16 protein-coding genes are annotated in these 13,712 nt (G+C 29.9%); 5 read left to right on the top strand and 11 right to left on the bottom strand.

Annotation, left to right across the window (positions count from 1 at the left end):
- Window positions 1-64 precede the first annotated feature (64 nt).
- The 5 genes from HMPREF3186_RS05135 to HMPREF3186_RS05115 form a co-directional block, all read right to left on the bottom strand.
- On the bottom strand, window positions 65-433 hold the full coding sequence (locus HMPREF3186_RS05135) for a single-stranded DNA-binding protein (protein ID WP_004263834.1): 369 nt from the start codon (window positions 431-433) through the stop codon (window positions 65-67).
- A 105-nt stretch (window positions 434-538) separates the two neighbouring features.
- A complete protein-coding gene (locus tag HMPREF3186_RS05130; RefSeq protein ID WP_060914226.1) occupies window positions 539-823 on the bottom strand; it encodes a cupin domain-containing protein in 285 nt (94 codons plus the stop codon).
- A gap of 305 nt (window positions 824-1,128) precedes the next feature.
- Window positions 1,129-1,773 (bottom strand): Rossmann-fold NAD(P)-binding domain-containing protein, encoded by a 645-nt coding sequence (locus tag HMPREF3186_RS05125; RefSeq protein ID WP_060914225.1) that lies wholly within the window; start codon window positions 1,771-1,773, stop codon window positions 1,129-1,131.
- Between the two features lie 12 nt (window positions 1,774-1,785).
- Complete coding sequence (locus HMPREF3186_RS05120; RefSeq protein WP_060914224.1) at window positions 1,786-2,145, bottom strand: DUF1304 domain-containing protein; 360 nt, start codon at window positions 2,143-2,145, stop codon at window positions 1,786-1,788.
- Between the two features lie 15 nt (window positions 2,146-2,160).
- Window positions 2,161-2,574 (bottom strand): MarR family winged helix-turn-helix transcriptional regulator, encoded by a 414-nt coding sequence (locus HMPREF3186_RS05115; RefSeq protein ID WP_060914223.1) that lies wholly within the window; start codon window positions 2,572-2,574, stop codon window positions 2,161-2,163.
- A gap of 323 nt (window positions 2,575-2,897) precedes the next feature.
- Here HMPREF3186_RS05115 and pgtP point away from each other — a divergent pair, with 323 nt between their 5' ends.
- Window positions 2,898-4,235 (top strand): phosphoglycerate transporter protein PgtP, encoded by a 1,338-nt coding sequence (gene pgtP / locus HMPREF3186_RS05110; protein WP_060914222.1) that lies wholly within the window; start codon window positions 2,898-2,900, stop codon window positions 4,233-4,235.
- Between the two features lie 120 nt (window positions 4,236-4,355).
- Here pgtP and HMPREF3186_RS05105 read toward each other — a convergent pair whose 3' ends face one another.
- From HMPREF3186_RS05105 to lepB, 6 genes are all read right to left on the bottom strand, one after another.
- Window positions 4,356-4,973 carry a response regulator transcription factor gene (locus HMPREF3186_RS05105; protein ID WP_060914221.1) on the bottom strand — a complete coding sequence of 206 codons (618 nt, stop codon included), beginning with the start codon at window positions 4,971-4,973 and terminating at the stop codon, window positions 4,356-4,358.
- The gene (locus tag HMPREF3186_RS05100) at window positions 4,954-6,339 is read right to left on the bottom strand and encodes a histidine kinase (RefSeq protein WP_060914220.1); all 1,386 of its coding nucleotides are present in this window, start codon (window positions 6,337-6,339) and stop codon (window positions 4,954-4,956) included. Before HMPREF3186_RS05100 ends, HMPREF3186_RS05105 begins: the two co-directional genes overlap by 20 nt.
- 3 nt (window positions 6,340-6,342) lie before the next feature.
- Complete coding sequence (gene phnD / locus HMPREF3186_RS05095; RefSeq protein ID WP_060914219.1) at window positions 6,343-7,242, bottom strand: phosphate/phosphite/phosphonate ABC transporter substrate-binding protein; 900 nt, start codon at window positions 7,240-7,242, stop codon at window positions 6,343-6,345.
- A gap of 278 nt (window positions 7,243-7,520) precedes the next feature.
- A complete protein-coding gene (locus HMPREF3186_RS05090) occupies window positions 7,521-8,177 on the bottom strand; it encodes a DNA alkylation repair protein (RefSeq protein WP_060914218.1) in 657 nt (218 codons plus the stop codon).
- A 15-nt stretch (window positions 8,178-8,192) separates the two neighbouring features.
- Complete coding sequence (locus tag HMPREF3186_RS05085; RefSeq protein WP_060914217.1) at window positions 8,193-9,794, bottom strand: CTP synthase; 1,602 nt, start codon at window positions 9,792-9,794, stop codon at window positions 8,193-8,195.
- Between the two features lie 162 nt (window positions 9,795-9,956).
- Window positions 9,957-10,508 carry a signal peptidase I gene (gene lepB / locus HMPREF3186_RS05080; RefSeq protein WP_060914216.1) on the bottom strand — a complete coding sequence of 184 codons (552 nt, stop codon included), beginning with the start codon at window positions 10,506-10,508 and terminating at the stop codon, window positions 9,957-9,959.
- A 411-nt stretch (window positions 10,509-10,919) separates the two neighbouring features.
- On the opposite strand from lepB, the gene HMPREF3186_RS05075 reads away from it, so the two are divergent.
- Genes HMPREF3186_RS05075 through HMPREF3186_RS05060 form a run of 4 tightly spaced genes read left to right on the top strand, consistent with a single transcriptional unit; the run spans window position 10,920 to window position 13,656 of the window.
- Window positions 10,920-11,204, top strand: a complete 285-nt coding sequence (locus HMPREF3186_RS05075; RefSeq protein ID WP_060914215.1) for a thiamine-binding protein — start codon at window positions 10,920-10,922, stop codon at window positions 11,202-11,204.
- A complete protein-coding gene (locus HMPREF3186_RS05070) occupies window positions 11,176-11,961 on the top strand; it encodes an ABC transporter permease (protein ID WP_060914214.1) in 786 nt (261 codons plus the stop codon). Before HMPREF3186_RS05075 ends, HMPREF3186_RS05070 begins: the two co-directional genes overlap by 29 nt.
- Window positions 11,942-12,937, top strand: coding sequence for an ABC transporter substrate-binding protein (locus HMPREF3186_RS05065; RefSeq protein ID WP_060914213.1), 996 nt, complete (start codon window positions 11,942-11,944; stop codon window positions 12,935-12,937). Before HMPREF3186_RS05070 ends, HMPREF3186_RS05065 begins: the two co-directional genes overlap by 20 nt.
- Window positions 12,937-13,656, top strand: coding sequence for an ABC transporter ATP-binding protein (locus HMPREF3186_RS05060; protein ID WP_060914212.1), 720 nt, complete (start codon window positions 12,937-12,939; stop codon window positions 13,654-13,656). The genes HMPREF3186_RS05065 and HMPREF3186_RS05060 overlap by 1 nt, the downstream gene beginning before the upstream one ends.
- Window positions 13,657-13,712 lie beyond the last annotated feature (56 nt).

Genomic DNA, 13,712 nt, shown 5'->3' with positions numbered 1-13,712 from the left:
AATAAATCTCTAACATAGTTTAACCTACGTTAGAGATTTATGCAATCTAAATTAGTATTTATTTTTATTGACCTAAGACAAATACGTCTTCTGACTCTTTTTCTTCTTTTTTCGTTCCTTTGCTTAAAAAAGAAACTTTATTAGCAATTACAGACATTTGATAGTGTTTTACTCCATTTTTGTCAGTATAAACATTGTTATTCAAACTACCTACTATATTAAGCAAACTTCCCTTTTCACAATATTTAGCGGTATTTTCTGCAGTTTTACCAAAAGTAGTAAACTCGAAAAATTCTGTATCATAATTTCCATCCTTATTTTTAAAATCAGATTGAACAGCTAATGTTGCTTTAATATAGTTTACTTTCTTATCACTTTCTTTTAGTTCAGGCTTTTTAACTAGTCTTCCTATTAATATTACTTGATTTAACATAATATATCCTCCCTTAAAATAATAATTTAGATTGCTATAAAAACAATTGGAAGACTCTAATTTTATACAATTCTATGTGCCAAATATCTATGATAATTTTATGAATTATTTATGAATTAAAGTTACAAATACTTCTCCATCTTGTAAAAATTCAGCATTAATATAATTATCTCCATCAAAATGAAGTACTTTCCCTGGTTCAACAATATGTACTTCATCATCATTTAAGTACACCTTAACCTCTCCTTTAACACAAGTAAATACTACCAAGGCTTCTGGATGGTTATGTTTCGCTATTAGTTCACCTTGTTTCCCTACTTTTTTTACTAATTTAAATCTGTCATGTTTTTTTAACAATCCCGCTTCTTCAAAAATTATTCCTACACTCATACTAATTCTCCTTATTTTAATTTCATCCCTACAAATAATGTTTTAAAAACGTTCTCTTATCTTTATTATAAAACTTTTTACTATACAAAACAAATAATATCCGTTTAAAATTCTAATCAATTAAAAGGCAGTGACTCTAAAATCATGATTTCTTAAGAAATCACGATTTCGAATCACTACCTGCAGTAGTTTATTAGATATCTAGGAAGTTTTTATAAAGAATTAAAATATCAATAAACTGCTACGTTCTAGAAGAATTCACATATAAACTTTTTAAAAATTTAGGACTTTTAGGGCAATCTTTTCTAAAAATCATTATAAGTATATGTTCCTTCACTCTTATTCTCGCAAGCGAATCGAACAATTTCTTTACCTAATAGACTAACTTCAATTGGTCTGTATTTTTTTGTTCTTCCTTTTAATAATATCTTAAATAACGGCGAAATTTTTATAAATAATTCTTCAAGAAATCTCCCGTCTTCTCTCTTACTAATGAGTAGAGAGGGCTGAAAAATTCTAAGAACTCCTAGATTCAATTCTTTTAATGCATCCTCTAACTCGCCCTTTAATGAATTATAGAAATTTTTTGACTTACTATTCGCTCCTATAGCCGAAACCACATTAAAACTTCTAGTTTTCTCTTCACAAAGTTTAGCAAAATTCACAGTATAGTCAACGTCAATCTTTCTTTGATTTTCTTTTGTTCCTGCAATTTTTATCGTTGTTCCAAGACTAGCAAAAACATCTGCATTTTCTAATATATCCATATCAAAATCTATATTGTCAAAATCTATAATTATCTTTGCCAACCTACTATCATCAGGTAATTTACTGATAGAATTTCTTCCAAGAACATAAATTCTATCATAATATTCACCTCTTAATATCTCATTTACTATTTCTCTACCTACTGCACCAGTGGCGCCAATAATTACCGCTGTATTTTTCATGCTTATACTTCTCTAAAATAATAATGAAATTAAAGCCAAAATTGGTAATCCACCTTGCTTTAAAATGATTTTTTTATCACTTGTTAAACCACCATAAATAGCTACTAAAATAATATAAACTAATAGCATTTCTACGATTTCTTTTTGGTTTTTTGATAAAAATGTCCCATATAGTAATCCTACTCCGATTAAACCATTATATACGCCTTGATTTTTAAATAAAACATTTAAATTAGGTCTTTGAAGTTCCTCCTTATCTATATTAAACACTCTACTTGTAGCATCTGAATCTGTAGCAAAGGTCTCTAAATACATAATATAGAAAAATAGTAGTGCTACTAATACTGTTAAAATTGTTGTTATTATACTCATCTTTATACCTCTTTTTTAAATTAAATTATTATTGAACTTATTAAGTAAAATTACCAACTGTTCAAAATCATCATTGGTAAATTCTGGACCAATAAATTGTCTAACATCAGTTTCTTTAACACACTGATCCACTTTATTTTTGGAATATTGTGTAAGTTCTACAAATACTTCTCTATTATTTTGCTCATTACGACGCTTTGTTATATATTCTCCTTCTTCTAGTATTTTTATATGTCTTGTTATGGCTGCCGCATCTATTTCTAAGCTTTGTGCTATTTGCTTAGGAGTTGCAACCTCAACGTCATATAAATATTTTATGATTTGAAATCTTGTTAAACTTATTTCTAATCTTTTTTCAAAAATATTCGTGACTTTTATTTCTAAAATTTTTAAATCATGTAATAATTTTACATAGTCTTTAACATCCATATTTTTCTCCTCTATTAATTGATAAGTCAATTATTTAAAACTATTGTACTTTATAATAGTTGATTTGTCAATTGTTATATTTTGTAGGATTTATTCCTACAAAAAGTGTAAGGTATTTTCTAAAAGAAAAAAACTTTTTCTATTAGCATTTACAAACGTTTTCTAGTTTTATATAATAATTTTATAAGTTAAATAGTTTAAATAAATATGCGATTTAAAAAATATTAAATTGCTATAAAAACCTATTAAATAAAAGGGTTTATAATAAAAAAAACTATATTAATTTAATATTATATATAATTGAAGTTAAGGAGGAATTCTAAATGTTTTCATTTTTAAAAGCTTCAGCACCTAAACCGAGAATCGACAGTGCTCGTACAGATGCTGAATATAAAAGACTTCGATGGCAAGTATTCTCAGGGGTATTCATTGGATACGCAGCGTACTATCTAATCAGAAAAAACTTCTCACTTGCTATCCCTTATTTAATCGAACAATACGGTTACTCTAAAGCTGACTTAGGGAAAGTTTCACTTGCTCTATCATTAGCTTATGGTTTCAGTAAATTCATCATGGGTAACGTATCAGACAGAAGTAATCCTAAGTACTTTATTACTATTGGTTTAGTTGCTTCTGCCGCAGTCAGCTTAATTTTTGGTCTTGTTCCTGCAGTGCTATCTTCATTAACATTAATGATTTTCTTATCAGCACTTAACGGATGGTTCCAAGGTATGGGTTACCCACCTGGTGCTAAAACAATGACTAACTGGTTCTCAGCTTCTGAGCGTGGTGCTTGGTGGAGTTGGTGGAACGTTTCTCACAACCTTGGAGGTGGATTAATCGGACCTCTTGCACTTGTAGGACTTTCTGTTTTTGGTGCTTGGCAATCATTATTCTACTTACCAGCGACTATTGCTATTATCTTAGCAATTATCATGTTCTACCTAATGAAAGATACTCCAGAATCTGAAGGTTTACCACCTGTAGATGAATGGAAAGGTGAAAAAATTGTAGAAAAAGTTGAATCTGCTCACACATTATCAGCAAAAGATATCTTCTTTAAATACATTATTAACAACAAATTCCTATGGGCTATCGCTGTTGCTAACGTATTCGTATACTTCGTTCGTTACGGAATTATCGACTGGGCTCCAACATACTTAAAAGAAGTAAAACACTTCTCTGTTGACAAACAAAGCTGGGCTTACTTCTTATATGAATATGCTGGTATCTTCGGTATGCTAGCTAGTGGTTACTTAAGTGATAAAGTGTTCAAAGGACACCGTGCTCCTCCAATGTTATTATTCTTAACTGGAGTACTTGTTGCAGTATTCATTTACTGGAAAAACCCTCCAGGTAACCCACTTATCGATAACATCTGTCTAGTAGCTATCGGATTCTTAATCTACGGACCTGTTATGATGATCGGTCTTCAAGCAGCGGACTTAGTTCCACGTGTTGCTACAGGTACAGCTACTGGTCTTACTGGACTATTCGGTTACCTACTTGGATCAGCAAGTGCTGGTTATGTAATGGGTAAACTTGTTGACGTGTTCGGATGGGACGGAGGTTTCTACGCATTAATCATTTCTTGTGTATTAGCATTCGTATTCATCGCATTAACATTATTCAAGAAAACATCTAAACAATTAGAAAACTAGTGAAAAAAAATATCTCTATCAACTAAGATCATTGATCCTCCTTAAATTGATAGAGGTGTTTTTTATAAAGAAAATACGGCTGATTCCTATAATCACCCGTATTTTTCTTTATACTTATTATTATAATATTAAGTTCGACTTTAGATATTCTACTAATTCACTTCTTTTCTTCGTATTAGTTTTTTCCATAAGGCGTTTTTTATACGTATCTACAGTTTTAACACTTAAGAACAATTTTTCTCCAATATCAGTAAGTGTATATCCTTCTACAATATATCTTCCTACTTCTTTTTCTCTTTCGCTAAGTTCTATTTCCTTATCTTCCTTGAATAATTCATAGAAAATTGTCGCGTATTTCTCATTTAGGTATATATCATTTTTAAACATAACTTTATCTATAGCATGGAGTATCTCTTCATGGGCAGTACTCTTTGTTACATAACCCGAAGCACCTAATTTAAAAGCTTTTTTCATATAGGATTTATCTTCATGCATACTTAAAATAATTACTTTTGTATTTATGTTCTTCTCTTTTATTACTTCAAGTATATCATAACCAGTTCCATCAGGTAATGATATATCACATATAAATAAGTCATAAGAGTCATTAGTTATCTTTTCTAAAAATTCTTTTTTACTTGAACAATCATCTATAACACTAAATTCTTCATTATCTTCTAAAAGAACTTTGATACCTATTTTTATCAATTTATGATCATCAATTAATAATATTTTCATCATTTTTCTCCTCTTTTAACATTTCTGTTTTAAATCTGCACATGAGTATAGTAGAGTACTTATCATTTTTAAATAGTTTAAATTCACCAGAAAAATCAAAAATTCTCTCTTGTATACCATAAATTCCTAGTCGTCCTTGTTTTTTCGCTAGTTCCACTCGTTCTTTAGTTAATCCTATTCCATTATCCGCAATAGTTAAAATTATATAATCTGTATTTTCATATAATTTAATTTGGACTTCTGTAGCTCCTGAATGTCGTTTTATATTCGATAATGATTCTTGAATAATACGATAAAGAGTAATATCAAAATTATTATTTTTCCCACCCTCATAGTTGGTATAAAGCTCAACATCTATACCATACAGATTCTTGTAATCTTCTATATATTTACTAATTACTTCTCCTAAGCTAAGTTCAGCACTAGGTGGTCTCAAATTAACAGCTATATTTCTAATATTACTTAAACTATTTTCTATTTCGGACTGAATTAATAATAAGCGATCTTTTTTCTTTTGGTCACTTTCTTTATCTACTAAATTACTTATTAAAAACAGAAGGCTTGCTAAAGATTGACTAACTTCATCATGAAGTTCTCTCGACAGCATCTTTTTCTCTTCCTCTTGAATTCTAAATATTTTATTTAATAGATAGTTATTTAATTTTTTATTCTTTTTATTATTCTCGACCATTTCATTTATAGAACTGACAAGAACATGGAAATCGCGACTGTAATTCTCTTTTTCTATCTTTGTCCTATAATCGCCTTCTCGAATTATCTCATCGGTTACCGAAGTTAAATCTTGCACCGGGCGTTCTATTAATTTTGAAACGTAGTATGCAATAACCAGTAACATAACAAACACTAACATATTTAAAATAAGGATTCTTAAAAACTGACTATATGTCTTTATATAAATATTTTTCGTGTAAAATCCAACTCTAATATAACCAATATTAACATCATCTATGGGTGATACATACTCTAATATTTCCCCTCTTGAACTGTCATATTTCTTAAAGTTATTTAACTGTTCATCATTAAACGTCGCTATTTTCTGAGGAATCTCTTTCAATGTTTTCCCTAAGATATTTTTTTCATTATCAAATACAATAATGTATGCAACTTCATTATTTAATGCTGCACTATGAATTTTTTGATGAATTTCATAAGTATTTTCTGTTTTTATATTTTCTGAAATATTTCCTGACAATTGATAATAAGTTTGAGTAATTCTATCTTTAAGTGCACTTTCCAAAATATCTTTATTATTAACATACGTATAGGCTAATATTACACCTAAATATATAGTATAAATTACAACAAAAAATATAATAATCTTATTTTTTATCTTCAACTTCGCCATATGTTAATCCTCACTTATTAAATTTGGATAATCACTTGCTTTTGTTTCTTCATATTTTTCAATTTGAAGCTGTGATAATGTTCCTTTTATTGTACTATCCTTATCAATAGATAACAAGATTTGTTTAAGCTTATCTTTTTCTTCATAATTTTTATGTGTCACTACTGGCCCAGTTGCAACCTCTGGAAATGTTTGTATTATTTTTATATTATGTGCAGTATCTGGAAAATTATTATAAATATACTGTAATGCCCAGTCATCAACTATTGCTGCCTTAACAGTTCCGTTAACCACTTGATTTATCGATTCTTCATGACTATGAGTAAAATAACTGTTACTAAAAAATTTATTTACTGACATACCATTTTTTTTCAAATAGTCATTCATTGCTAAATACCCAGAATAACTGTAAGTATCTACAAATGCGAAGCTCTGGCTTTTCAAATCTTCAATACTATTTATATTGGAATCTTTTTTTGTTATAACTATGGGATGATAGTATGTTTTCCCCCTATTTGGTCTTGCTAAAAGTTCTAAAGACTCCTTATCTTCATATAACGAATATGCTCCCGTAGATAAGAATGCTACATCTATCTTGTTATTCTTTAATAATACATTTATATCTCTATAACTTTTTTTCTGTATTAATTTTACTTTTTTATTCAATTTCTCTCCGATATAATTAGCTAATTCTTTTTCTAAAATATAACTCTTATTATCACCAGTTACGGAAATCAATCCAATTCTTAAAGTTTCATCATCCTTCGCGCTATTATCAACTGTTTCTGTTACTTCAGAAAAATCTATATACTCTTCTTGTTTATTCTTCAAAACTAAAGGAAGTACAGCGAATAATAATACGGAAAGGAATATTACAAAAAAGCTTATAACTATTCTTTTCATTTTTCTCCAACCTCTAAATTATTTTCTCCAATTTCAAAGACTATATCAATAAATTATTATTTTAAATAATAGAATTAATACTATTTATCTTTTAATAATAGTATAACATTTTATTTTCAATGAAAAAAGTGAAATCATACACTTCTTTCTTATAATCACAATAACTTGATTCATTATATATGATAAACAGAACAAATTTACTATCGACTTCACTAAATTTAGTTATTCTTTAATTTGTAACCTTAAAAAAGAAAAGAGCGATTAAACATCGCTCCTTTCTAAATATACTTGCTAGCCTCTCTTATACTAAGATTAGCCATATTCTCCTTATTTTTCTTAATAAATTCTCTAACCCACTCTGGATTATATTTAGAATAATCTCGAAGTGCCCAACCTATAGCCTTATTAATGAAAAATTCACTATCACCTAGGTTGTTTACTAAAATTTCATCTAAAACTTGTTTATCTACTTTGTCTTTAAGAGACAGTTGGTATAAAATAGCTACTCGTCTTAACCAAATATTACTATCCTTACTCCACTCAAGCATTATTTGATCATACTCTTCGATACGAATAATTAAACTTCCTACAACTTTAGCAAGTAAATCAACAGTATCCCACCATGATTTTGTCACGATTAGATATTTTAACCTTGAAATATCTTCTCTTTTTAAAAATTTCTGCATTGCCTTTAAATAATAAACAACTGCATACTGAAATTCTCTCTCCTCTTTATTCCAACAATTCTCAACAAAATCCCAATCGATGGTTTTAGTCTTCCTTGCATCTGGAAAATATTTTTTATAGATTTCCGTTCTAGTTGCACCACGTACACCTAAAAATCTAAACTTATCTTGCATATACTTTGACATTGATTCTGCAAGAAGTTCATTACGATTTTCTTCAAGGTCAGTTATTAAATCTAATAATTTCATAATTTATAGAAATTCTTATCTGTTATTTTCTAAACTTGCTTTAATGAATCCAGCGAATAATGGGTGTGCTTTTTCTGGACGTGATTTAAACTCTGGGTGGAATTGACCAGCTACAAACCATGGGTGTTCAGGAATTTCCACGATTTCAACTAATTTACCATCTGGACTAACTCCTGATAATACCATTCCTTTTTGAGTTAAACGCTCACGATAGAAGTTATTGAATTCATATCTGTGACGGTGACGCTCAGTAATATTGATTTCTCCATATTCTTTGTGAGCTACAGATCCTTCTGTTAATGTACATGGGTAACTTCCTAAACGTAAAGTTCCTCCCATTTCTACAACATTTTCTTGATCTGCTAATAAGTTAATAATTGGGTATGGCGTATTTGGATCTAATTCTGATGAGTGTGCTCCAGTTAAACCACACACGTTACGTGCAAACTCAACAGCAGCAAGTTGCATACCTAAACAAATACCGAAGAATGGTACTTTGTTTTCACGTGCGTATTTAATAGTAGTAATTTTACCTTCAACTCCACGATCACCAAAGCCACCTGGTACAAGGATTCCGTCTGCATCTTTAAGATACTCATGAACATTTTCTTCTGTAATATCTTCAGATTGAATCCAATCAATTTTCACTTTAGCATTGTGTTTATATCCTGCATGTTTTAAAGATTCTACAACTGAGATGTAAGCATCGTGAAGTTCTACATATTTACCTACTAATGCGATTCTCACATCTTCTTTTAAGTTATCTACTCTATCAACTAACGCTAACCATTCAGTCATATCCGCTTCTGGTGCAGTTAATCCGAAGTGTTTTAAGACGATATCGTCGATTTTTTGAGCTTTAAGATTTACTGGTAATTGATATAAGTTGCTTACATCACGACTCTCAATAACGTTTTGTTTCGGAATATCACAGAATAATGAAATCTTCGCACGTAATTCATCGTTTAAAGCAAGTTCATTTCTAACTACGATAATATCTGGTTGAATACCTAAACCACGTAGTTCTTTAACAGATTGTTGTGTCGGTTTAGTTTTCATCTCTCCTGCTGCTTTAATGTACGGTAATAATGTACAGTGAATAAAACATACATTATCACGTCCTAAATCGCTACGGATTTGACGGATTGCTTCTAAAAATGGTAAAGATTCAATATCTCCTGTTGTTCCACCAATTTCTGTAATAACAACATCAGCATCACTAGATTCTCCAGCTAGCAATACTCGTGATTTAATTTCATTTGTTACGTGAGGAATTACTTGAACTGTTCCTCCTAAATAATCTCCACGACGTTCTTTTTCTATAATTGAAGAATAAACACGTCCCGCAGTTACGTTAGAATATTGTCCTAAGTTAACATCGATAAATCTTTCATAGTGCCCTAGGTCTAAGTCAGTCTCAGCTCCATCTTCTGTAACGAAAACTTCTCCGTGTTGGTATGGACTCATTGTTCCTGGGTCAACGTTTAAATATGGATCAAATTTTTGTAATGTTACTTTTAATCCTCTATTTTTTAATACACGACCTACTGATGCCGCTACAATACCTTTTCCTAATGATGATACTACTCCACCTGTTACAAAAATATACTTTGTCATTGTGTTCTCCTTCTATTAAAAATAATAAACCCCCTACGAAAATATCGCAGGGGGTGGTTTCTTAAATCACTCTTTAAGAGTGCCCGTATATTATTCTAGCATAACGCTAAATTTTTAGCAACTAAAATAATTCGATATATTAAATTTTTCTTTTAGTATTTATTAAAAGAATTTAAATGAACTAAATGGATAGTATCTTAAGCTTACTTTCCCAATCATTGCTTCTTTCTTAACAAATCCAAATACACGACTATCTGTACTGTGTTGTCTGTTATCTCCTAATACGAAATACGTACCTTCAGGAACAGTTTTAGATTTTGTACTACTTAAAAATTCAATATTAAAATCTGGTGTGAATGGTGCAGTTCCAGAAGCTTTAGCTTCTTTAATTTTTTGAGCTAAGTATGGCTCTTCAACTTTCTGACCATTCACATATAGTACATCGTTTCTGTATTCTATAGTGTCTCCAGGAACTCCGATTATACGTTTAATATAATCATCAGTTTCATTTGCATGGAATACAACTTCATCTCCACGCTCATAATTTTTGCTGAATTTATTAACAAAAACTTTATCGTTATCAGCAAATGTATAATCCATCGAATGTCCTTTTACAGTAAAAGGCGCGATAAGATATGTGCTTATAAGCAGATAAATAGCAATAGAAACTACTACAACTATTATCCATTCCATAATTTCTCTTAAAATTTTCACTGGTATATCCCTCTTTTATTTTATTTATGTTTAATAATTCTACCATATATTAATAGAAAAATCAAAAATATTTTCTATTAATATATTAGAAATGTAGATTTTACGTCAATTCAAATATTTTTATTAACCTTTTTGAAATGAAAATGACAATATTTATGTAGATTATTTTCATTGATTATTCATTTTCTTTAATTTTCTCATGAAAATCTTATTATGGAAATCTTATTTTTGTAAGCTCTTTTATTGTTTTTTTTTATACGTGTGATATAATTATTTATACGGGAGTCTGTGAACAGTCTGAGAGGGAATATAAATATTTCGACCGCGCCTGATCTAGGTAATGCTAGCGTAGGCACACCTAGCTTAAAGACAAACTTAGACCCCCCTTATATTGTAAGGAGGTTTTTTATTTTGATAAATTGCAGTATTGCATTACAAATTCTTCCTCTTGATAATCATGATGGAAGATTAAAGACTATAGATAAAGTTATCTATTTTCTACAAAATAAGCATTCAAATGTAATTATTACTCCATTCGAAACTGTAATTGAAGGTGAATTCAACGAACTAATGGATACACTTAAAGAATGCTTTGTCCTAGCGGGTGAGGACAGTAAAAATATTTTTGCAAATGTGAAAATTAACTATGGAGATGTTTTAACTATAAATGAGAAAATTGACAAATTTAATCAATAAATATGCAGCAACTATTTCTATGTTGTGCTTAGTGGTTATTTGGCAAGGAGCTGGTAATCTCGGTTTACTTCCAAAATATATCATACCTACACCAGTTGAAATAGTTAAAGCTTTTATAAAAAACTACGAACTATTAATATTTCACAGCAAAATCACCCTACTCGAAGCTATTATAGGTCTATTCCTAGGGATAGTTATAGCATGGCTTCTTGCTTTAATTATGGATAGCATACCAATATTTAACAAGTCTATCTATCCACTTCTTGTACTGACTCAAACCATACCAACTATTGCAATAGCGCCTATACTTGTGCTTTGGTTGGGCTATGGACTTACACCAAAAATTGTATTAATTGTTTTAACAACAACATTCCCAATTGTTGTAAGTATTCTAGATGGTTTTAGAAACTGTGATAAAGACATGATTACTTTATTACAACTAATGAATGCTAGTAAATTACAAATACTTTGGCATGTGAAAATCCCAACAAGTCTAAGCTACTTCTATGCTGGACTTAGAGTTAGTGTATCTTATGCCTTTATAGCAGCTGTGGTTGCTGAATGGCTTGGTGGATTTGAGGGGCTTGGAGTTTACATGATTAAGGCAAAAAAATTATTTGAATACGATACTATGTTTGCAATCATAATATTAGTATCTGTTATCAGTTTATTAAGTATCGAACTTGTTAAACTAAGTGAGAAAAAATTTATTAAATGGAAATACATAGGAGAAAATCATGAAAAAGATATTAACTAGCGTTTTTGCTTTTATCTTAGCAATCTCATTAACTGCATGTAGTACAGTTAATAAAAATGCAGAGAAAAAAGAACTTAAAAAAGTAGATTTCGTACTTGACTGGGCGATTAACACAAACCACACTGGTCTATATGTAGCAAAAGAAAAAGGATACTTTGCTGAAGAAGGTATTGACCTAGACATTAAACCAGCGCCTGAAGATAGTACTTCTGACCTAATTATTAATAATAAAGCACCTTTTGGTATTTATTACCAAGACTCAATGGCTAACAAACTTTCTAAAGGTGCAGGAATTACTGCTGTAGCTGCAATTATCGAACACAACACTTCTGGTATCATTTCACTTAAGAAAAACAACATTAAAGAACCAAAAGATCTTGAAGGTAAAAAGTACGGAACTTGGAATGATCCAGTAGAATTAGCAATGGTTAAATCATTAATTCAAAAACAAGGTGGAGATGCTAATAAATTAAATCTAGCTCCAAATACAGATACAAACTCTGTTACACCTCTAGAAAATGGTCTTTTCGATGCAGCTTGGATCTACTATGCATGGGATGGAAAATTAGCTGAAAACATGAAATTAGATATTAACTACTTCTATCTAAAAGATTTCAATAAAGACTTAGACTACTACTCTCCAGTAATTATTGCTAATAACGATTACTTAAAAGAAAATAAAGAAGAAGCTAAAAAAGTTCTTAGAGCTATTAAGAAAGGATATGTCTACGCTATAGAACATCCTGAAGAAGCTGCAGAGATTTTAATTAAAAATGCTCCTGAATTGAAAGATAAAAAAGATTTCATCCTTGAATCTCAAAAATATCTATCTAAACAATATGCATCAAACAAAGACCACTGGGGTGAATTCGATGCTAACAGATGGAATGCATTCTACCGTTGGATTAACGAAAATAAAATCACAAAACAACCTCTTGCAGAAAACACTGGATTCAGCAATGACTATATAAAATAATGAATATATTATCAATAAAAAACTTATCTTTCAATTATCCTAACAATAAAATACTAAAAGATATAAACATTCATGTCGATAAAGGTGAAGTCGTATCTATACTTGGTGGAAGTGGTGTTGGTAAAACTACACTTTTCAATATTATCGCAGGAATTAATCCTCTTCAAAGTGGAGAAATCTCTATAAAAGGTAACACAGACTATAAAGGTCGCGTAAGTTACATGCTTCAAAAAGACTTATTATTAGAACATAAGACTATTATTCAAAATATTATACTTCCCCTTTTAATAAGAAAAATTAATAAAAAAGAAGCAGAAGAAGAAGCAATTAAAAACCTAAAATTATTTAACCTTTACGAGTACAAAGATAAATATCCTAGTGAATTAAGTGGAGGTATGCGTCAAAGGGTTGCACTACTTCGTACATATATGTTTAAAGAAGAACTATTCTTACTAGACGAACCTTTCAGTGCACTTGATGCTATAACTAAAATATCACTACACTCTTGGTATCTTGAAATCAAGAATAAACTTGATATAACTACTCTACTAATAACCCATGATATTGACGAGGCTATAGATCTAAGCGATAGAATTTATATCATTAAAAATAAACCTGGTGAAATTGTGTCTGAAATAAAAATAAATCTTGATGAAAATAATCAAGATGAACAAAAACTAAAATATAAAAAAGAGATACTAAATATACTTGGATTATAATAATACACCCTAGCGTGAATTTTCGGTTCTTTGTCAAATTCGGTTGATTTAGAAAA

This window comes from Gemella haemolysans (genome assembly GCF_001553035.1).
In the GTDB taxonomy this organism is placed as follows: Bacteria; Bacillota; Bacilli; order Staphylococcales; family Gemellaceae; genus Gemella; species Gemella haemolysans_B.
Note: the sequence above shows the minus strand (reverse complement) of the source record. Positions and strands in the feature narration are given on the sequence as shown.